At 72.3% G+C, this 19,937-nt stretch carries 22 protein-coding genes and 1 pseudogene; 9 read left to right on the forward strand and 14 right to left on the reverse strand.

From position 1 onward, the window contains the following. Positions 1-119: 119 nt before the first annotated feature. Positions 120-401 (forward strand): annotated as a pseudogene (locus FQY79_RS13595) (DUF1810 family protein); the annotation flags it as partial. A 151-nt stretch (positions 402-552) separates the two neighbouring features. Here FQY79_RS13595 and FQY79_RS13600 read toward each other — a convergent pair. Next, complete coding sequence (locus tag FQY79_RS13600) at positions 553-1,032, reverse strand: VOC family protein (RefSeq protein WP_146313449.1); 480 nt, start codon at positions 1,030-1,032, stop codon at positions 553-555. A 1-nt stretch (position 1,033) separates the two neighbouring features. Between FQY79_RS13600 and FQY79_RS13605 the strand changes: the two genes are divergently transcribed. The 6 genes from FQY79_RS13605 to FQY79_RS13630 all read left to right on the forward strand — a co-directional run bounded on the left by FQY79_RS13605 (position 1,034) and on the right by FQY79_RS13630 (position 6,437). Next, the gene (locus FQY79_RS13605) at positions 1,034-1,498 is read left to right on the forward strand and encodes a cupin domain-containing protein (protein ID WP_342779031.1); all 465 of its coding nucleotides are present in this window, start codon (positions 1,034-1,036) and stop codon (positions 1,496-1,498) included. A 115-nt stretch (positions 1,499-1,613) separates the two neighbouring features. Further along, positions 1,614-2,039, forward strand: a complete 426-nt coding sequence (locus FQY79_RS13610; RefSeq protein WP_027073054.1) for a DUF2231 domain-containing protein — start codon at positions 1,614-1,616, stop codon at positions 2,037-2,039. Further along, on the forward strand, positions 2,036-3,466 hold the full coding sequence (locus FQY79_RS13615) for a PQQ-dependent sugar dehydrogenase (RefSeq protein ID WP_084524895.1): 1,431 nt from the start codon (positions 2,036-2,038) through the stop codon (positions 3,464-3,466). Before FQY79_RS13610 ends, FQY79_RS13615 begins: the two co-directional genes overlap by 4 nt. A gap of 122 nt (positions 3,467-3,588) precedes the next feature. Next, positions 3,589-4,230, forward strand: coding sequence for a GNAT family N-acetyltransferase (locus tag FQY79_RS13620; protein WP_051323045.1), 642 nt, complete (start codon positions 3,589-3,591; stop codon positions 4,228-4,230). Between the two features lie 60 nt (positions 4,231-4,290). Beyond that, positions 4,291-5,334 carry an HDOD domain-containing protein gene (locus FQY79_RS13625; RefSeq protein ID WP_146313526.1) on the forward strand — a complete coding sequence of 348 codons (1,044 nt, stop codon included), beginning with the start codon at positions 4,291-4,293 and terminating at the stop codon, positions 5,332-5,334. Between the two features lie 128 nt (positions 5,335-5,462). Next, positions 5,463-6,437 (forward strand): DUF4344 domain-containing metallopeptidase, encoded by a 975-nt coding sequence (locus FQY79_RS13630; protein WP_232221224.1) that lies wholly within the window; start codon positions 5,463-5,465, stop codon positions 6,435-6,437. Between the two features lie 30 nt (positions 6,438-6,467). On the opposite strand, the gene FQY79_RS13635 is transcribed toward FQY79_RS13630, so the two are convergent. The 7 genes from FQY79_RS13635 to FQY79_RS13665 form a co-directional block, all read right to left on the reverse strand. Continuing rightward, positions 6,468-7,001, reverse strand: a complete 534-nt coding sequence (locus FQY79_RS13635) for a hemerythrin domain-containing protein (protein ID WP_146313451.1) — start codon at positions 6,999-7,001, stop codon at positions 6,468-6,470. Positions 7,002-7,101: 100 nt separating this feature from the next. Continuing rightward, entirely contained in the window at positions 7,102-7,773 is a 672-nt protein-coding gene (locus FQY79_RS13640) for an NAD-dependent epimerase/dehydratase family protein (RefSeq protein WP_246123128.1), read from the reverse strand. A 100-nt stretch (positions 7,774-7,873) separates the two neighbouring features. Then, the gene (locus FQY79_RS13645; RefSeq protein ID WP_027073057.1) at positions 7,874-8,365 is read right to left on the reverse strand and encodes a hypothetical protein; all 492 of its coding nucleotides are present in this window, start codon (positions 8,363-8,365) and stop codon (positions 7,874-7,876) included. Further along, the gene (locus tag FQY79_RS13650; protein ID WP_146313452.1) at positions 8,365-8,799 is read right to left on the reverse strand and encodes an FKBP-type peptidyl-prolyl cis-trans isomerase; all 435 of its coding nucleotides are present in this window, start codon (positions 8,797-8,799) and stop codon (positions 8,365-8,367) included. The genes FQY79_RS13645 and FQY79_RS13650 overlap by 1 nt, the downstream gene beginning before the upstream one ends. Positions 8,800-8,856: 57 nt before the next feature. After that, entirely contained in the window at positions 8,857-9,786 is a 930-nt protein-coding gene (locus tag FQY79_RS13655; RefSeq protein ID WP_146313453.1) for a hypothetical protein, read from the reverse strand. Next, a complete protein-coding gene (locus tag FQY79_RS13660; RefSeq protein ID WP_246123129.1) occupies positions 9,783-11,090 on the reverse strand; it encodes a glycosyltransferase family 2 protein in 1,308 nt (435 codons plus the stop codon). The genes FQY79_RS13655 and FQY79_RS13660 overlap by 4 nt, the downstream gene beginning before the upstream one ends. Positions 11,091-11,647: 557 nt before the next feature. Further along, positions 11,648-12,427, reverse strand: coding sequence for an alpha/beta fold hydrolase (locus tag FQY79_RS13665; protein ID WP_222434290.1), 780 nt, complete (start codon positions 12,425-12,427; stop codon positions 11,648-11,650). A 246-nt stretch (positions 12,428-12,673) separates the two neighbouring features. On the opposite strand from FQY79_RS13665, the gene FQY79_RS13670 reads away from it, so the two are divergent. Continuing rightward, positions 12,674-13,816, forward strand: a complete 1,143-nt coding sequence (locus FQY79_RS13670) for an NAD-dependent epimerase/dehydratase family protein (RefSeq protein ID WP_146313454.1) — start codon at positions 12,674-12,676, stop codon at positions 13,814-13,816. A 19-nt stretch (positions 13,817-13,835) separates the two neighbouring features. Here the strand turns inward: FQY79_RS13670 and FQY79_RS13675 are convergent, their stop codons facing one another. From FQY79_RS13675 to azu, 4 genes are all read right to left on the reverse strand, one after another. Further along, entirely contained in the window at positions 13,836-14,156 is a 321-nt protein-coding gene (locus FQY79_RS13675) for an HPF/RaiA family ribosome-associated protein (protein WP_027073062.1), read from the reverse strand. 88 nt (positions 14,157-14,244) lie between these two features. Further along, a complete protein-coding gene (locus tag FQY79_RS13680; RefSeq protein ID WP_246123130.1) occupies positions 14,245-14,640 on the reverse strand; it encodes a DUF1801 domain-containing protein in 396 nt (131 codons plus the stop codon). Between the two features lie 82 nt (positions 14,641-14,722). Next, on the reverse strand, positions 14,723-15,982 hold the full coding sequence (locus FQY79_RS13685) for a putative Na+/H+ antiporter (RefSeq protein ID WP_146313455.1): 1,260 nt from the start codon (positions 15,980-15,982) through the stop codon (positions 14,723-14,725). 281 nt (positions 15,983-16,263) lie between these two features. Further along, a complete protein-coding gene (gene azu, locus FQY79_RS13690; protein ID WP_146313456.1) occupies positions 16,264-16,899 on the reverse strand; it encodes an azurin in 636 nt (211 codons plus the stop codon). A gap of 206 nt (positions 16,900-17,105) precedes the next feature. Here azu and FQY79_RS13695 point away from each other — a divergent pair, with 206 nt between their 5' ends. Further along, positions 17,106-17,999: an acyltransferase gene (locus FQY79_RS13695; RefSeq protein ID WP_146313457.1), complete on the forward strand. Its 894-nt coding sequence runs from the start codon at positions 17,106-17,108 to the stop codon at positions 17,997-17,999. A gap of 21 nt (positions 18,000-18,020) precedes the next feature. On the opposite strand, the gene FQY79_RS13700 is transcribed toward FQY79_RS13695, so the two are convergent. Further along, positions 18,021-18,743, reverse strand: coding sequence for an ABC transporter ATP-binding protein (locus FQY79_RS13700; protein WP_146313458.1), 723 nt, complete (start codon positions 18,741-18,743; stop codon positions 18,021-18,023). Then, positions 18,736-19,935 carry an ABC transporter permease gene (locus tag FQY79_RS13705; protein ID WP_146313459.1) on the reverse strand — a complete coding sequence of 400 codons (1,200 nt, stop codon included), beginning with the start codon at positions 19,933-19,935 and terminating at the stop codon, positions 18,736-18,738. Before FQY79_RS13705 ends, FQY79_RS13700 begins: the two co-directional genes overlap by 8 nt. Positions 19,936-19,937: the final 2 nt, after the last annotated feature.

A 19,937-nucleotide genomic window follows, 5' to 3' on the forward strand; every position in this document is an offset into this window, starting at 1 on the left:
AGTGCTGGAAGATCTCCCAGCAGCTTCTTGACTGGCGAGCCTGCTTGATCCGCTGCTGATGGTCAGCAAGGTCGGTTGAGCGATCACCCCGCACTGTTCTCAGTGATCAATCTCATTGGTACCCGCACTACGGGATCCGCGGGCTGGAGGAGGCACGGCGTTACCTGGCGCATCCTGTGCTCGGGCCCCGGCTCGAGGCCGCGACGCGCTGCGTGCTCCAGGCCGGGGTTCCGCCGCCGGTGATCTTCGGCCAGCTGGACGCGATGAAGTTCATCTCCTGCATGACACTGTTCGCGCAGGCCGGCGGCGCCGACAGCGTGTTCGCGGACGCGCTGCGCACCTGCGGACTGGAGGACCGCCTGACGCTGGAAGCGCTGTCGATCGAGTCGGGCGGCGCCTGAGCGACCGGCGTGGCCGGAATCGACCGGGCGGGTGGGTCCGGCGGCAGGTTGAGGGCGGGCCGCCTGCATGGCGTTCACCGGCTGGTTGCGAAGTTCCGCCCCGTCCATCCAGATCGGCGACGGACAAGATGGCGTCCGACCGCGGCGCCCGTCAGCCGCGCCGCGCCGCCTCGATCGTGGCCACGTCGATCCGGCGCATCTGCATCATCGCGTCGAACACGCGCTTGGCCGCCGCGCGGTCTTCGCCGCGGTAGGCCTCGATCAGGACGCGCGGGGTGATCTGCCATGACACGCCCCAGCGGTCCTTGCACCAGCCGCAGGCGCTCTCCTGGCCGCCGTTGCCGACGATCGCGTCCCAGTAGCGGTCGGTTTCGGCCTGGTCCTCGGTGACCACCTGGAACGAGAACGCCTCGGTCTGCGGGAACTGCGGGCCGCCGTTCAGGCCCACGCAGGGAGTGCCCAGCACGGTGAACTCCACGGTGAGCGGATCGCCCTGCTTGCCCGCCGGATAGTCGCCCGGGGCGTGGACGAGCCTGCCGACGGCGCTGTCGGGGAAGGTGTCGGCGTAGAACCGGGCGGCTTCGAGGGCGTTGCCGTTGAACCACAGGCAGATGGTGGTCTTCGGGATCATGATGCCTCTCCTCAGGGGGCGTGCGGCGCGCTTTCCATGGTGCGACGAGCGGGCGGGGCGGGAATCGACACCCTGCGCGCCACGCCGGTGGCCGGCCGGCGGCCGCTACGCGGTGCTCGAACTCAACGAGGCCCCGGGCTACCGCACGCCGCCGCACGTGCACCCGGGCATGGACGAGAGCTTCTACGTGCTGGAAGGCACGCTGGAGCTGGAGGTCGGGGGCACGACCCACACGCTCGCGGCCGGCTCGTATGTCCACATTCCGCGCGGCACGCCGCACGCCCAAGGCAGCGCGGACGACCTGCCGGTAAAACTGCTCACCACGTTCACGCCCGGCGGGTTCGAGGCGTTCTTTCTCGACCGGGTCGAACTCGCGCGGACGGTCCGGCGCGGCGACGAGGAGTTCCTGCCGCGGATGATGGACGTCGTGCACCGCCACGGGGCATGGCTGCAACCGGCGCAGTAGCGGGCACGTTGCCGGACCCGCAGTGCCTGTCGACGGCCCGTACACATCGCCGTGAGCCCTGCACGCGTAGGGTGGGCGCCGCCGCCGTGTGACCGGCCCAGAGGGAGAACGCGCGATGTCCGCCAGCATCCACCGACCGTACGTGACGTCCTGTCCACCGCTCCACGCCGTGCTGCTCGGCGGCGCGGCGACCCTGTTCCTCGCTGCGCTGCTCAGCGATATCGCCTACACCCGCAGCTACGAGATCCAGTGGAACAACTTCGCCTCCTGGCTGATCGCCGGGGGCCTGGTGGTGGCGGGGGCGGCGCTGGTGTGCGCGATCCTCGGCCTGCTGCCGGCACGCCGCACCCGCCACTCGCTGCTGCACTTCGTGCTGCTGCTGGTGGCCTGGATCGTTGGCTTGCTCAACGCGCTCTGGCACGCGCGCGATGCCTGGGCCAGCATGCCGGGCGGGTTGGTGCTGTCGGTGATCACCGTCCTGTTGGCCTGCGCGGCGACCTGGCTCGGGTGCGGGGCCGTGCGCACCGGAGGTGCGCCATGAACCGCCTGGCCCCGGCCGCGCTCGCGCTGGCGACGATGCTGGCCGCCTGTTCGGGCGAACAGCCGCCCCTGCAGTACGGCGCCGACCCTGAGCTGCCCGAGCCGCGGCGCGGCCTGATGCCGGACATGGTGATCGCCAAGCCGGCGGGGTGGGGCGACCGCGTCCCGCTGGTGCCGGAGGGTTTCGAGGTGCGGGCGATCGCCACCGACCTGCTGATCCCCCGGCAGACGCTGGTGCTGCCCAATGGCGATATCCTGGTGGCCGAGGGCCGCGGCGGGAACGCGCCCAGGCTCAAGCCCAAGGACGTGATCGCCGGGCCGATCAAGGCCGCCGGCACCACCCAGGTCCAGAGCGGCAACCGCCTGACCCTGCTGCGCGACGCGGACGGCGATGGCGATTACGAGATCCAGACCGTGTTCGCCGCCAACCTCAACGCCCCCTACGGCCTGGCCCTGGTAGGCGACAGCCTGTACGTGGCGAACCAGGACGCGGTGGTCCGTTTCGACTATACGCCCGGGCAGACCCAGGCCAGCGCGGCCACGCCCGAGACGCTTGCCCTGCTGCCGTCGGAGATCAACCACCACTGGACCAAGGCGATGACCGCGAGCGCTGACGGACGCAGGCTCTACGTGGGCATCGGCTCCAACAGCAACATCACCGAGCGCGGCATGCTCGCCGAGCAGGACCGGGCGATGGTGTGGGAGATCGACGTGGCCAGCGGGATGCACCGCCCCTACGCCACCGGGCTGCGCAATCCGACCGCGCTCGCCATCCAGCCGGGCAGCGGCCAGCTGTGGGCGGTGGTGAACGAGCGCGACGAGCTCGGCCCGAACCTGGTGCCCGACTACCTGACCTCGGTGCGCGAGGGCGGCTTCTACGGCTGGCCCTGGGCCTACTGGGGCCAGCACGTGGACGAGCGCGTGCGCCCGCGCAACCCGGAGAAGGTGGCCCAGGCGATCACGCCGGACTACAGCCTGGGCGCGCACGTTGCCGCGCTGGGCCTGGACTTCTCCAGCGCGGCGATGGGGCCGGCGTTCGCCGATGGCGCGTTCGTGGGCATGCACGGCAGCTGGAACCGCGCCGATCCGGTCGGCTACAAGGTGGTGTTCGTGCCGTTCCGCAACGGCCGCCCGGCGGGCGACCCGGTGGACTTCGTCACCGGCTTCCGCGACGACGACGGCACCACGCGCGGGCGGCCGGTGGGCGTAACCGTGGACCCGCGCGGGGCGCTGATCGTGGCCGACGACCTGTCGAACACGATCTGGCGGGTGTCGCGCGTGGATGCGCCGGCCCTGGATCCTGTTCCGCCGCTGGGAGAGGACGCGGGCGGGATGGACGACCGGGACGGTGCGACGGGTGACGACACCGGGCCAGGGGACGACGAAGCCGGAACCACGCCCACACCGGCGCCGCCCCCGCCTGGTTGATCCGCCCGGGCCGGTCCTGGCGCGCACTGGACGGCCGCCCGGGCCGTGGGGGCGCCTGGGTGCCTGGGCGTGCCGGGAGGGGCCCGCGCCGGTTCGGCCGACGGCACGGGTATGGTGTGGTCATGGTGGACGCCGCCCGCCCCCTCCAGGTCGCCTCCCTTCCGCCGGCCCTGCTGGCCGATGCCGCGCGCCTGCTGGCCGCGGGCATGCGCGACAACCCGCTGCACCTGCGCGTGTTCGGCGCCACGCAGGCGCGGCTCGAACCGTTGCTGGCCGACGCTTTCGTGCGGCTGCTGGACCGGCAGCGGCGCACCGGGCACGTGCTTGGCGCGTTCGACGGCGAACGGCTGGTGGGGGTCGCCGCCATGGTGGCCCCGGGCCACTGCCAGCCGCCGGCGAGGGAGAAGGCCACGATGCTGCGGATCCTGGCGCGTGCCCGCTCGCTGCACCGCCTGCCCAGGATCGCCTGCTGGCTGCATGCCTGGCGCCGGCATGACCCGCGGTTCGACCACTGGCACCTGGGACCCGCGGCGGTGGCGCGCGGGCGGCGCGGGCAGGGTATCGGCACCCGGCTGATGGAGGCGGTGTGCGAGCGGCTCGATCGCTGCGGCGGCATCGGTTACCTGGAAACCGACAAGCCCGAGAACGTGCGCCTCTACCGCCGCGGCGGCTTCGAGGAAGCGGGACGGCAGCGGGTGCTGGGCGTGGACAACTGGTTCATGCTGCGCCATCCGCGCAGCCCCGGTCCGCCGCACTGTGCTTGAATACGCCGCGGCGCCGGAGGGGAGACCGGCAGGTTTGGGGGGGGCGAGCAGGGCGTGCCGATGTCGTGGGTGGTGATCCTTGCGGTCGCGGCGGCGCTTGCGTCGGGCGGATGGCTGCTCGCGCGCATGCGCCGCGGCCGGGCACGGCTGGCGCCCGTGGCGGGCGGCGCGCCTGCATCGGCCCCGGGTGAAGCGGCCGCTGCGGACGGGGAAGGTGCACCGGCCGGCGCGGCCGACGACCCCGGCCCGGCCATGCTGCCGGCGGAGCGCGCGATCCTGGAGCAGCTGTGCGGACGCGCCGCGGCCAGCGCACGGCCCGCACCGCCGGGGGGCGACGGGGACCTGCAGGCCGCGGCCGAGGCGGCCGCGGTCGAGACCCTGGCCGGCATCCGCGCGCACCCGCGCTACGTGCCGCGCCGGCCGCAGCTGCTGCCGCAGCTCACCCGCGCGATCAACGATCCCGGGGCGAGCGCGCAGTCGATCGCCGCGATCCTCGCCCAGGATCCGGCGCTGGCAGGCAACCTGCTGCGCGTCGCCAACAGCGCCATGTACGCCCGCCGCGGCGGTCCGGTCGAACACCTGGAGCGGGCGGTGGCCCTGCTCGGCACCGACGGCCTGCGCCGCACCGCGATGGCCGCGCTGCTGCAGCCGGTGATCGCCGACGACGGCAGTCTGTTCGCCCGCTGCGCGACGCTGCTCTGGCGACATACCCTGCAGTCGGCCGGCTTCGCCCTGCAGCCGGCGCCCGGTGTCGCGCGCGACGACCTGCACTCGGCCCAGCTGCTGGCCCTGGTGTGTGGACTGGGCGCGGTGGTGGTGGTGCAGGTGATGCGCGACAGCTGGGGGAAGGGCGGCGCCGGCGTGCCTGGCGTGGACACCATGGTGTCGCTGCTCGATGCCTGGTCGATGCGCTGTGCGCGCGCGATCTCGGCCGACTGGGGCCTGTCCGAACGCGTGCGGCAGGCGATGGACCAGTTGGCCGACGACCTGCCCGACGATGCGCTGGGGCCGCTGGCGCGCCGCGTGCGCATGGGCCGCGCGCTCGCCGCCGGGCAGATGCTCGATACCGATGGCCCGGCGCCCGGCGGGGCGGGGCAGGCGTGAGGAGGGCCCCGCGCCACGCCCGTGGCGGCCCGGCTGCCGGCCCCGCCGCGGGGCACGACGCGATGACGTGCCGGGCGCGGCCGACGGCGCTGCCGGGGGCTGACGTGGATGGGGTGCGCATGGTTTGCTTGGCGGACGCACCCGGCGAGGCATCGATGCGGCGGCCCAGGTTTCCCCCGCTCCACCTGCTGTTGGCGCTCGCCTTCGCCGCGGGCTGCGCGGTGTCGCCCGGCGCGCGCACCGCGCCGCCGGACTCCGACGAGGGGCCGCTGTCGCGCAGCGTGGTGCGGCCCAGCGCGGCGCCCGATCCCAGGGCCGTGGCGCCGCCCGCGTTCGAGTACGCCTACGTGCCGCCCGCGTCGGCGGACCTGCAGCGCATCCACGAGCGCGTGCGCGACGCCGACCTGTTGCGCCGGCTGCCGGAGGTCCAGGCCATCGACGGCATGTTCGCGCTGCCCCGGCGGCTGCGCTACGTGACCGCCGAGTGCGGTGAGTTCGGCGCGTTCTACCGGCCGGCCGAGGTCGAGGTGGTGCTGTGCTACGAAACCCTGCGCGTGCTCTATGAGCGCGGCAAGGCGCACCAGCAGGCCCTCGGCCGCGGCGACGAGCATCCGCTGCGCTACGTGCGCGCCAACGTGCGCTTCATCGTGCTGCATGAAACCGGGCATGCGCTGGTGCACCTGCTGGACCTGCCGGTGACCGGCCGCCTCGAGGACGCGGTGGACCAGCTCGCGGCGATCCTCATGCTGCGTTTCGCGAGCCTGGAGGAAACCCCCGGCGAGGTGATCGAGAACCTGCGCCTGGCCGCCAACTGGATGCTCTCGCGCAGCACCGGCGCCTACAACCTCGATGCCTACGCCGGCGAACACGCGCTCGGCGAGCAGCGCTATTTCAACCTGCAGTGTCTGATCTACGGTACCGACCCGGCGGGTTTCGCGGGCATGGTCGCCGCCGGCGACCTGACCGCCGAGCGGGCCCGGGGGTGTCCGCGCGAAACCCGCCGCGTCAGCCGCGCCTGGGTGCGGCTGCTGCTGCCGCACCTGGCGCCCGGCTACGAGGCCTACCGCGAGGAAGGCGCGCGTTACCTGATGCGCGGCGACTGACGGCGCCGTTGTCAGCCGGATCGCCCCCGGTTATTGCGCGCGGCGCGTGACCCGGCGCGCCGCCGCCTTCAGCCCGGTCTTGGCCTCGGCCACGGCGGTGAGCGCGGCGGCGGCCGGCGAGGCCTTCCACTCCTCGTAGGCGACGTCCAGGTCGGCACGCTCTTTTGCGGTGAACAGCTTGCGCGCCATCGAGAACATGGTGCTTTCCTCCTCGCTGGCGTGGTGGTCGATCATCTCGCCGAACACCTTGACCCGTCCGGCGAACTGCGGCGTGCCGAACTCGGCCGCGTGCACGTCGGGCGGCACCGTCTTCTCGACGGCGCGATGTTCCTCCACCGCCTCGGCGTGGGTCTTGAGCCCGTCGCGGTCGGCGCGCTCGGCGAACATCGGGTAGAAGACGGTCTCCTCCCACTTGGCGTGCGGCAACAGGTTGGCCTTGATCCTGGCGAGCAGGTCGGCGCGCTTCTTCGCCGCGCGGTCGGTGGTGCCTTCCATCTGTTCGAACAGTTGCCGCAGCTCGTCGTGCTCGGCCCTGAGCGTCTTCAGTATGTCGCGCGTCGCCATGGTGCATTCCTCGTGGCAGGGAGCGAAGACCATGCGGCAGCGGCCGTGGTGGCGACGTGAGCGGACGGGCGGCGGCCGTCCGGGCCGTGGAGGGAACGGGTCAGGCGCTGCCCGGCCCCGCGGCCAGGCGGTTGATCGCGTCGTTCTCCACCACCCGGGGCGGGGACGGCATGGCCGCGAGTGCCAGCATCGCGCGGCCGAGGTGCGCGGTGCTGGTCAGCAGCCCCGGCGCCAGCCTCGCGCCCACGCCCATCAGCGGCGCGGCCACCGCGTAGAACGGGCGCATCCAGCGGTGCGGGCTGCGTTCGCCGTGCGCCGGCCGGATCCCGCCGGGGCGCAACATCACCGTGGTGAGCGGCAGCGCCTGCAGCGCGACCTCGGTCTCGCCCTTGATCCGCAGCGGCATGATCCGGCTGCCGGGATCGGCGTGCGCGCCCGAAACGTAGAGCAGGCGCGCGCGCGGATTGCGTTCGGCGAAGGCGCGGGCCACGTGCAGGGTGAGGTCGAAGGTGACGTGGCGGTAGCGCCCCTGTGGCGTGCCCACGGGCGGGGCGCCGGCGCAGTAGAAGCAGGCATCGAACGGCGCCAGGCGGTCGAGGACGCCTTCGAGGGCGTCGAAGCGTTCGACCACCAGGTCCTGCACCCGCGGATCGGCGTGGCCGATCGCGCGCCGGCCGAGTACCGCCACCGCCGACACGTCCGGACGGGCGAGCGCTTCGACCAGCACGCCCTGCCCGACCAGCCCCGTGGCGCCCGTCATCAGGATCCGCATGGTGCCTCCAACGCAAGCTCCCGGCGCAGTCTAGCGACCGCGTTCGCCGTGCGTCGACGGGCGCCCGACGCGGCGCGGCGCGACCGCGCGCCGGCGCCGGTCAGTCCAGCGCCTCGAGGATGACACCCCAGCCGCCGGGTGGCCGATGCGCGGCGAGCGCGTCGCGGACCACGTCGTCCACGACCAGGTCGGCCGGGATCCCGGCGCGCCGGAACATGTGCACTGCGCCGGCACCGGGTGGCGGGGCGTCCGCGGCACCCGGCCCGCGCTGGCCCAGCACGTTGAACAGCTGGTAGTCGTGCCGGACCGCGCCGCTGCCGCGGATCGACAGCCGCGCCCGGAAGGACTGGAAGTTGTCGGCGCCCGCGGCACGCAGGGTGGCGATGAAGGCGTCGCTGGCGAGCACCGTGCCGCCGGTCATGAAGTGCGGCAGCCAGGCATCGTCCGGGGCGTCGAGCTCGAACTCGAGCGGCGGCAGGCCGGTGGTTTCGATGGGCCGCCCCTGCAGCACGCTCGCGTCGTGCAGCGCCGGCTGCGAGACGATCCCGTGGTCGTGCGAGTAGTCCTCGTACAGCCGGTACCAGCCGCGCATCAGCGGCGGATGTCCAGCAGTTCGACCTCGAACACCAGCGACGCGCCGGGCGGGATCACCTTGCCGGCGCCGCGCTCGCCGTATCCCAGCCAGGCAGGGATGTACAGCTCGCGCTTGCCGCCCGGCTGCATGCCCTCCAGGCCTTCGTCCCAGCCGCGGATCACCCGCCCGGTGCCCAGCCGGAACACGAACGGCTGGCCGCGGTCGCGCGAACTGTCGAACTTCGCGCCGCGCCGGTCCGGCGCCTTCGCGTCGTGCAGCCAGCCGGTGTAGTGGACGGAGACCTCATCGCCGGCCGTCGCCGCCGGGCCGCTGCCCACGACGATGTCCACGCGCTGCAGTTCAGGGACGTCGCCACCGGTGTACGGCGGCGGCCCGCCGCAGGCCGTGGGCAGCGCGAGCAGGCAGGACGAGAGGAACAGGCGGAACTTCATGGCATGGACACAGGCGCGCGGACGGGGGACAGGATAGCCGCCACGGTCGCCCGGCGGTCAGAACGCGACCACGCCCTGCACCCGCAGGTAACGGTACGCGTATGCGCCGCTGCCGTCGCCGGCCAGCACCGGCGTGTCGGAGTAGCCCGCGTCCACGCGCAGCCAGGCATCGCGCCAGCGGGGTGTTTCCAGTCCCACTTCCACCATGCGCGCACGGCGCCACGCATCGTCGGCGTTGCGCTGCCGCCCGATGCCGGCCGCGGCGCGCCACTGGTACCCGCCAACGAAACGCCGCCAGCCCGCCACGCCCATCGCCTCGCCGTACCACGGCGGCGAGAAATAGTCCGCTTCGTACGGGTGGCTGTTGCGGTGATAGCGGGTGCGCAGCTGCAGGCTGATGCCCTGGGACGGCACCAGCGCATGCACCAGGGTGCCGCGCAGGTGGGTGCGCAGGTTGCGGCCCGTCCCGAAGTGCTGCGCGCCGCCGAGCAGGGTGGCCGACCAGCGCTCGCCCATCGGCAGGTCCACGGTGGCGCCGGCGAAGGTGTGGACCCAGCCGGCGGCCACGCCGCGGCGCGTCTCGAGCGTGTCGCGCTCGATGAAGACCTCCTTGCGGCGGGCGTCGAGGCTGTGGAGCGAGGCGCGGCCGAGCAGCTCGCTGCCGTTGCTGCCCAGGTCGCCCTGCCAGCGCCACGTGCCCAGGTCGCCGGCTCCGGACAGGTAGGCGCGGTCCTCATGCCCGTGCCAGCCGTTCCCGGAGAACTCGGCGCGTTCGACCTTCACGCCCCACCAGTGGTCGAGGTCGCGGTGGGCCAGGTCCCAGCCCAGGGCCAGGCGCCGGGTCTGGTTGCCGTCGGCGTCCGAACTGGCCCAGGCATCGGCGCGCACCGCCTGGCGGTGCGCACCTTCGCCGGCGACGGCCGGGGCGGCCAGCGCCGCCATCGTCGCGGCGAGCGCAGCGGCGGCGAGGGACGCGACGGGCCTCATTTCGTCCCCCAGCTCTTGCGCAGGCGCAGCAGTTCGGCCGCATAACCCATCACGCACACCGGTTGCAGGATCATGGTGTATCCCAGGGTGTAGAACAGGAAGCCGCCGAGGTTGCGCCGCACGCGCAGGTTCTGGGCCTGGAACATCCGCTTCTGCGTGCGGAAGATCACCAGGTTCCAGATCGCGGCCAGCGGCAGCACCAGCAGGGTCATCGGCCCGGCGATCCAGTAGAAGCCGAACAGCGCCAGCACCAGCCCCGGCAGGAACGCCAGGGTGTAGACCAGGTCGAGCGGCAGGAACAGCAGGTTCCACCAGATGAACAGCGTGGTCATGCGCGGATGGAACAGCAGCCGCCAGTGGCGGCCGAAAGCTTCCATCAGGCCGCGCGACCAGCGCTGGCGCTGGCGTGCGAACTGGCGCAGCCGGGTCGGCACCCGGGTGAACAGGCAGGCGTCCTCGCAGTAGCCGATGCGCGCGCCGGTCTCCAGCAGCGCCCACGAGAGCACGATGTCCTCGCCGACGCATTCGGGCCAGCCGCCGGCCTGCACGAGCGCATCGCGCGTGTACAGCGAGAACGCGCCCTGGGCGACCAGGGTGCCGTGGTACATGCTCTGCACGCGCTTGACCGCGGCGATGCCGTGGAAGTAGTCCCATTCCTGGCAACGCGCCAGCCAGTTCTCGCGCGAGTTGCGCACCAGCACCGCGCCGGCCACCGCCACCGTGCCCGGCGGGTCGGACAGGTAGCGCTGGACGATCTTGCGCAGCGCGTCGGGGCGCAGGTAGGAATCACCGTCCACGGTCACCACCAGTTCCTGCGTGGTTTCGGCCAGGCCGCGATTGAGGGCGCGCGCCTTGCCGCCGTTGCGCGGCTGCGCCAGCACCCGGATCGCCAGGCCCGGGCGCGACAGCTTGCGTGCGCATTCGCGCGCCAGGGCCAGCGTGCCGTCCGTGGAGCCGTCGTCGATCACCACGACCTCGACGTTGCCCATGTAGTCCTGGCGGGCGAGACTGGCGAGCGTGTCGCGGACGTTGGCGGCCTCGTTGTAGCAGGCGACCAGGACGCAGACGTCGGGGAGCCGGTCGACGTGGCGCCGGGGCGGACGCCGGTCGACGAGGATCGATCCGATCAGGAATGCGTTCATGAAGCCCGGCACCCAGGCCACGAACGCGATCACGAACACCGCGGGCCAGACGCCGACGATCGCGGACAGGTCGTCGAGCCAACGGGTGGACAGGAACACCGACAGGCCCATCCAGGCCAGCGATGCCGCCAGCACCAGGACGAACTTGACGCGCAGCGGCACGTAGAACCGACGCTTTGCGTCAGTCGGAACCGGTGCGGGAAGGAGGGTCTGGCGCTGGCAAGGGGGCGGAGCGGAGGCCGCGCCGGAAGCACGGACCGGCGCGGGGAGCGGTGTATCCAACTCGTCGCGGAAACGGTAGCCGGGGAGAGCGGGGATTTCGCAATTATCGTGCCAACTGCGTCACCAAATCCAACGTGCGCTGGCTCACGCTTGACGGAACAGCATGGATCGCAGGACGAAGACCGGCGTGGGCGCGGGCCGCACGACAAGCGGCAGGGCGGGATGATGCGCGGCGGGCCATCCTCACGGGGGCGAGGCTGTTGCGGGCGCCCCGACCCCCCGCGAGCGGGGGGTGGGGGCCTGGTCGACGGGAGGGGAAGGATGTGGCCGACAGCCGCCGGGAAGGAAGGGGGACGGGTTCCTGGTGGCCGGTGACCGTTCCCGCGCCCGGGCGGGGGCGCAATCCGGCGGGTGGGGTCGCGGCTGAAGCCGCTCCTGCAGCGGTGGGCCGGGCCGCCCTGGGGCGTCGGGCGGTGCGGACGCGGGGCGGGGCCGGGTCAGCGGCGGTTGCGGTCGCCGACCGAATCGGCGATCAGGCTCGCCACGCCGCGCGGATCCTCCTGCTGGGCCACGTGGCCGCCGGGGAAGGTGCGGATGGTCCAGCCGCGGGCCTGCGCGTTCTGCCAGCTCCTGTCCTTCTTCGCCCGCTCCTCGACCGACTGGTCAGCCGGGACGAAGGCCACGTAGGTGACCGGCAGCGCCAGCGCCGCGGGGTTGCGGTAGGACACCGGCTGGCTGAAGCACTTCACCGAGTGCTTGACGCTGTATGGCGGCTTCGCGCCCGGCTCGACCCACGGCACCTGCATGAAGCCGTCCTTGAACCGGTCAGGATCCATGCCCTGGCCGCCGAACAGGTCCCACAGCGACTGCCCGTCTTCGGGCACGGCCGCGTCGAGGAACACCACGTGCTTCAGGCGCTCGGGGATGCGGTCCATCACCCCGGTCACGACCATGCCGCCGTAGCTGTGACCGGTGAGCACGACATCGTGCAGGTCCTCGAACAGGATCAGGTTGACCACGTCCTGGATGTGGGTCTCCAGGTCGATCTCCGGGCTGTTGAGGTGCTCGCGCTCGCCGAGGCCGGTGAGCGTGGCGCGGTAGACGGTGTGCCCGTCGGCGGTGAGGAACTCGCCGGTGCGTTTCCATTCCCAGCCGCCGGCGGTGGCGCCGTGGACCATCACGAAGGTGTACCTGTCGTCGGCGGCCTGCACGGCCGTGGACAGCAGGGCCAGGAAGGCAAGGACAGGGGCCAGGAGGCGCATCGGAAGTCGGGTCATGGTCGCTCGATGGGCGGCGTGCGGGTGCACGGGTCGCCGCCGAGGTTGCCATGTCCGGCGCGGCGAATGGGCTGCGATTCCACATTCGCCCGCTGCGATGCCGGGGCGGAATGGATGGCCGGCGCCGGGCATGGCGTCCGCGCCCCGGTTGCAGCACCGGGGCGGGGCTTTCTGGCACGACTTCCGGCATGCGCCGGCGCCCGCCCGTGGTGCTGGAATGGCCGCTCTCGATCCGGGGATCCCCGCATGCGCACCACCCGCCGCGACCTGTTCAAGCTCGGCGCGCTCGCCGCCGCCTCCGCCGCCCTGCCGGGCCTCGCCGCCGCCTCCGGGTCGGCGCCGGTCGAACGCGCGAAGAAGCCGCTCGACATCCTGATCCTCGGCGGCACCGGCTTCACCGGGCCGTTCCAGGTCCAGTACGCGCTCGCGCGCGGGCACCGGGTGACCCTGTTCAACCGCGGACGGCGGCCCTCGCCGGAATGGCCGGGCGAAGTGAAGCAGCTGTCGGGCGACCGCAATACCGGCGACCTCGCCGCCCTGCGCGGCAGGCGCTGGGACGTGTGCATCGACAACCCCACCACGCTCCCGTTCTGGGTCCGCGACGCGGGCCAGGTGCTGAAGGACAGCGTCGGCCAGTACATCTTCATCTCGACGATCTCGGTCTATGCCGACGGCTCCAGGCCCGGCATCGGCGAAGACGCGCCGCTCGCCCCTTACCGGGGCCGCGACGCGATGGCCGAGACCCGCGAGACGCTGGTGGCGGACATCGAGAACCTCTACGGGCCGCTCAAGGCGCTGAGCGAGGCGGAGGCGCACAAGCAGTTCGGCGCGCGCACCACGATCATCCGCCCCGGCTACATCGTCGGCCCGCGCGACGACTCGGACCGCTTCACCTACTGGCCGCGCCGGATCGCCCAGGGCGGCGAGGTGCTGGTGCCCGGCGACGGCCGCGACCCGGTGCAGGTGATCGACGGGCGCGATCTCGCGGAGTGGACGATCCGCATGGCCGAGAACGGCACCACCGGCACCTTCAATGCCTGCGGGCCGGACTACGCGCTGAGCACCGACGCGATGGTGCACGGCTGCCACGCCGTGACCGGGGGAGCGGCGCGCTTCACCCACGTGCCGGCCGACTTCCTCGAGCAGAACGGCGTGGACCTGCCGATCTGGGTCTCGCGCACGCATCCCAGGTACGGCGGCTACGGCTCGGTGAGCAACGCGCGCGCGATCGCGGCCGGGCTCACGTTCCGCCCGCTGGCCACGACAGTGGCCGACCTGCTGGCCTGGTTCGACTCGCTGCCGGCCGAGCGCCAGGCCGCGTTCGGCGCGGGCATCAGCCGCGAGCGCGAGGCCGAGCTGCTGGCGGCGTGGCGGGCGCAGGGCGCGTAGCCGGGCCGCGGATCGCGGCTCAGTAGCCGCGCTGCTTCCCGATCCTGGTGTCGAGCACTGTCCTGAGTTTGTCGCAGGCGCCGCGGATGGCCTGCTCCATGGTGTCGGCGTCGTGGCTGGTGCCCACCGGGTCGTCGTTTTTCAGGCGCGCCTCCAGCGCACACCGCTTGTCGGCGACGCCGGACTTGACCGGGGAGTTGGTGTCTGACAGGAAGACCTCGATCCGGCTCAGTCGGGGGAAGTAGCGGCCGAGCTGCTGTTCGAGCATCGCGTTGACCCGCTCCTCGAGCGCGTCGGTGCCGTCGATGTGGTTGTCGGTGTTCAACTGGATGATGGGCATGGGAGCGTCCGCCTGTGGAAACCGCCCCGATCCTACAGCGCGAGCGTGAGCGTGCGGTCAGCCGCCGCCGCTCCCGCGCCGTGGCCCCTCAACGCCAGCCAGGATGCTTCGTGGCCTGGCCGATCCAGTCGCGCACTTCGGGAGCGCGGGCTTCGTCCAGCGAGCGGATCTTGACGTAGCGCGACCCCTCGCCCAGGGGCGGGGCGGGATCGAACTTCGCGCCGGCGAAGAACACCAGGTTCACCGACACGTCGTAGGCCACCATCTCCATCAGCCAGCCCTTGCCGGGGAGGCCGTAGTAGGCCTTCTTCCATTTCACCCCGTACTCCAGGCCGGGGATGGCATCGCGGATCGTCCGGTCCAGGTACGCGAGAATCGGCTGCAGCGCGGGCATCGCCTGCTCCATCCAGTCGGCGATGACCGCGTGGTCATCGACCGGTTCGGGCGGTCTGCGCGTCGGCTTCTTCGCAGGGGCCTTGGGCATGGTGGTTCCGCCTCCTCGTGGCAGCGTGCCGCCGATGCTACTGCACCACGCGTCAAGGCCCGGGCCAGGGCCTGCCGCGCGGCTACAGCAGCCGGAAGGCCAGCATCGCGACGATCGTCGGCGGCAGCGCCGCGGCCAGCAGGCCCAACGGGTGCACGGTCTGGTCCTTGAAATGGCGGCGCACGATGGACATGCCGGCCGGGTTGGGTGCGTTCGCGATCACGGTCAGGCCGCCGCCGGCCACCGCGCCGGCGACCAGCATGTACTTGAACTCGTCGCTCAGGCCCTCGACCAGCGAACCGAGGTAGGTCAGGGCGGCGTTGTCGGTGATCGCGGTCAGTGCGGTGGCGCCGAAGAATACCGCGTCGCTGCTCATGTCCATCAGCAGCGGCTGCAGCCACCAGCGCTGCTGGCCGCCCAGCACCACCAGGCCGGCGAGGAAAAAGGCCACCAGCAGGCCTTCGCGCAGGATCAGGCGATCCTGGTACTTGCCGTAGGCGGTGGCCACGCCCATGAACAGCAGGAAGATGCCCATGAACATGGCCGGATGGTGGGCGAAGACCACCAGGCCGGCGAGGAACAGCACGTGCAGGATCACCATCGGCAGCGGCACCGCCGGCGTCGGCGTGCCCGACTCGGCCGAGGGCAGCCGGCCCAGCTCGCGACGGAAGACGAACACCACCACGGCGGCGTTCACCGCCACCGCCAGCGCCGCCTTCCAGCCGAAGTGGGTGAGCATGAACACCATGTCCCAGTTCCACTGGCCCGCCACCATCAGCACCGGCGGCGCGGCGAACGGGGTCAGCACGCCGCCGATCGACACGTTCACGAACAGGGTGCCGAGCAGCGCGTACTTGGTCGTGTTCGACACGTTCACCGCATAGACCCGCCGGGCCAGCAGCATCGCTGCCAGGGTCATGGCCGCCGGCTCGGTGATGAACGACCCCAGCAGTGGCACCAGCGCCAGCACGCTGAAGCAGAATTCCAGGCCGTTGCGCCACGGCAGCAGCCTTGCGAGCCCATCGACCAGGCGCGCGGCCAGCCACACGATCGGCCGGGTCCCGGCGATCACCATGATCGCAAACACGAACATCGGCTCGGTGAAGTTGCGCGAATCGACGTAGGCGGCCGCCTCGGACGTGCCGAGCAGCGCCATCATCGTGAGCACGAACACGATCGCCCAGAACCCGAACACCACCTCGACCTCGGCCAGCAGGTGCCAGATGCCCGAATGCGCAGGCTGGCGCTCGGCCAGGCGGTGGAAGTACTTGGTGCTGAAGGTGTGCAGGACCGCCAGCGCGAACAGCACGGTGGCGACGAGTTCGATCGGGGTCGGGTTCAAGGCGGGCCCGGTCAGTGGAACAGGGGGGCAATGCTACGGCATGGGCCCGACCGGGGGGCCGGCCTGCCACCAAGGTCGAAAACCTGCCCGCGCGGAGCGGGGGCACCGCGACCGGGGTTCCGGCGCCCGTCACCCGGGTGCGCGCACTCGCGCCGGCCGTGTCCGGCGCATGCCGTGTGCCGATGGCGGCGACGCCGGACGCACCGCGGGCGGATGCGGCCGGGAGGATCGAAACGGACGGGGTGGCGCGGCCACCGCGGGCCGCGCCACCCGCTGGCGCGTCAGCCGACCCTGATCGTGCCGCGCATCACCGACCAGTGGCCGGGGAAGCTGCAGAAGAACTCGTACGGGCCGTCGCCGCTGATCGCGCTGGCCGGGAAGGTCACCGAAGTGGTGCCGCCACCGCCGACCAGTTCGGTATGGGCGATCACCCGGGGGTCGTCGGCGGGGACGTAGTGCCCCTCCACGCCGGCAGCGATGCCGTCGGCGGCGACGGCCGCCCGGTCCGAGGCGAGCGAGATCACCACGTTGTGGCCCATCGCCGCGACCGGCAGCTGGCCGGTGTGGCGCAGGGTGATGGTGAACTCGGTGCACGAGGAGGGCACGGTGATCGAGCCGACGTTGTAGCGCATCGCGTCATCGCCCTCGATCGTGGTGGCACAGTTGCTGACCACCGCCTCGCCCGCAGCCTCCGCCGGCGCTGCCGCGGCGGATGGGTCTGCGGAGGCCGCCGGATCGGTGGCGCCAGCGGCGTCCGTCGCCTGCGTGTCCGCGGTGGCCGGTTCGGCCGGTGCCGTCGGCGAGGGCGCCGGTTTGGCGGCCGGGGAGGGCGCGGCGGCGGGCGGCGGTGCATCGCCCCCGCAAGCGGCCAGCGCAAGGGCGCAGGCGATTCCCAGGGTGGCGAGTTTCGCGTTCATGGCGGATCTCCTGTCGAGGGGGGAGGCCGATCATACGCCCCGGCCCGGAAGCGGCCGGTGAGCGTCGGGCGAGCGCGCCGCGACCGCCGCGCGCGGGTTCGCGCGGCACCTGGCGCCCTGCCGGCCCGCTGGGCGGACGCTCCCGGGCGACGGCGCCGGGCCGCTTTGCGCTACGCTTCGCACCCCCACCGTCCGTGCCTGCCTCGATGTCGTCGTTGCGTGTCGTCCTGCTGCTGCTGGTGATCGCCACCAGCACCGTCCTCCACGTGGTTCCCCTGCTGGCGGTGGCGCTGGTGAAGGTGGCGGTCCCGGCGCGCGGCGTGCGCCGCGGCTGCAACGCCGTCCTGACCGCGATCGCGGAAAGTTGGATCGGGCTCAACAACCTGCTCTGGGACCGCTGCAGCGGCGCGCGGATCACGGCCACCGGGCTGGAGCAGGTGCGGCCGGACGGACACTACCTGGTGCTGGCCAATCACCAGGCCTGGGTCGACATCCTGGTGCTGCAGAAGCTTTTCAACCGCCGCATCCCCCTGCTGCGCTTCTTCCTCAAGCGGGAACTGGTCTGGGTACCGCTGCTGGGCCTGGCGTGGTGGGCCCTGGATTTCCCGTTCATGGGCCGCCACACCCGGGCCCAGATCGCCCGCAATCCGGCGCTCGGCCGGCGCGACATGGAAGCCACGCGCCGGGCCTGCGAGAAGTTCCGCGACATCCCGGTGGCGATCATGAACTTCGTCGAGGGCACGCGCTTCACCGGAGACAAGCACGCGCGCCAGGCTTCGCCGTACCGGCACCTGCTCAAGCCGCGCTCGGGCGGCGTGGCCTACGTGCTCGATGCGATGGGTGATTCGCTGCACGGCATCCTCGACGTCACCATCGCCTATCCGGGCGGACGGCCGAGCATGGTCGACCTGATGTCGGGGCGGGTGCGCGAGGTCCGCGTGTCGGTCCGGGTGCGGCCGCTACCGACCGACGTGCCGCGCGCGGGCGACGAGTCCGACCGCGCCACCCGGGCGCGCTTCCAGCAATGGCTGAACGCGCTGTGGGAGGAGAAGGACATGGAGATGGCACGTCTGCTGGGGCAGGGCGGCGCCCCGGCCTAGCTCCCGGGCGCCGGCCCGGCGTCATGCGTCGGCGGCGGTCGCGCGGTTTCGTTCGTCGGAGACGATGTTGCCGTCCACCAGGGTGATGGTGCGGTCGCAGGTCTCCGACAGCCGCGGGTCGTGCGTGACCACCAGCACCGCGCAGCCATAGTCGGCATTGAAGCGGCGCAGCAGGTCGAACACCTCGGCCGCGGTCTTCGTGTCGAGGTTGCCGGTGGGTTCGTCGGCCAGCAGCAGGGCGGGGCGCGTGACCAGGGCGCGGGCGATCGCCACCCGCTGCTGCTGGCCGCCGGAGAGCTGGTCGGGACGGCGGTCGGCGAACCTCGCCAGCCCCACGTCGGACAGCAGGCCCCGCGCCCGTTCGAGGATTTCCGGGGTCGGGCGTCCGTTCGCCACCATCCACGGCATCAGCACGTTCTCCAGCGCGGTGAACGCGCCGATCAGGTGGTGGAACTGGAACACGAACCCGATGTGGCGCCCGCGCAGCGCGGTGCGCGCCTCGTCGTCCATGTGTGCGGTCGCCTCGCCCTGCAGGTACAGCTCGCCGGCGGTGGGCGTGTCGAGCAGTCCGATCAGGTTGAGCAGCGTGCTCTTGCCCGAGCCCGACGGGCCGACGAGGGCGGCGAAGTCGGCGCTGTCCAGGCGCAGGTCGATGCCGTGCAGCACCTCGACCTCGGTCGGCTGGCCGACGTTGTAGGACTTGCGCAGGCCTTCGAGCCGCAGCACCTCGCGCCGGTCAGCCACGGATCGCCTCCACCGGGTCCAGGCGCGAGGCGCGCCAGGCCGGCGCCAGCGCCGCGCCCATGCCGGCGATGGTCGCGATCGCCATCGCCGCCGGGATCAGCGCCGGTGGCAGCGGGATCACGAACAGGCCCGGCCCGAAGCGGTTGAACACCCAGACCAGGCCGAGGCCGGCCAGTGCGCCGATCGCCGAACCGATCAGGCCGAGCACCGCGCCCTGGACCAGGAACACCCGCAGCAGCTGGCGGCGGCGGGTGCCCATCGCACGCAGGATGCCGATCTCGCGCGTGCGCTGGGCCACGCTCACCGCCAGCACACTGGCGATGCCCAGCGCCACCGACATCGCGACGAAGAAGCTGATCATGCGCGTGGACAGGCTCTGCGAACTGAGCGCGTTCATCAGCTGGGCGTTGCTCTCCATCCAGCTTTCGGCCTGCAGGCCGGTGAGCCCGCGCACGCGCGCGGCCAGCTGGTCGGCCTCGAAGAGCTTCTCGACGGTCAGGTCGATCACGGTCACGCCGCCGGGCAGCGCCAGCAGCGACTGCGCCTGCTTGAGGTCGGTGTAGACGTATCGCGAATCGAGGTCGCGCACGCCCAGTTCGAAGATGCCGGCGATGGTCACGATCGCGTCGCGGCCGTCGCCCGCTTCCAGCCGCAGCTTGCCGCCCAGGCGCAGGCCCAGGTCGTCGGCAAGGATCCGCCCGACCAGCACGTTGCCCGAGCCGACCCGCAGCTGGCCTTCCACCATGTGCGCGTCCAGCGGGATCACGCGCAGGTAGCGCGGCGGATCGATGCCGACCAGCGCCACCGATTCCACCGCGTCGCCACGGCGGCCGAAGGCCGGGCCCGAGACCAGCGGCGAGACCGCGGTGATGCCGGGCAGGTGGTCGAGGACGTCGCGCACCTGGAGCCAGTTGTCGATCGGGCGCAGCGACTGCGGCCGCGGATCCTCCAGCACCAGCTGCAGCACGCCGTCGCCGGCGCGGGCGAGGCGGTTGACCTCGCGCGGCGCCTCCACGCGGATGTGGGCCTGGGTGCCGAGCGTGCGGTCGATGACGTTGGCCTGCAGGCCCGAGATCAGCGCGGTCACGAACACGATCACGGCCACGCCCACCGAGATGCCGACCAGGATCAGCAGGCTCTGGGTCCGGCCCTGGCGCAGGAAGCGCAGGGCGATGCTGGCCTCGATCCACATCG

The organism is Luteimonas wenzhouensis (assembly GCF_007859305.1).
GTDB classification, from domain to species: domain Bacteria; phylum Pseudomonadota; class Gammaproteobacteria; order Xanthomonadales; family Xanthomonadaceae; genus Luteimonas; species Luteimonas wenzhouensis.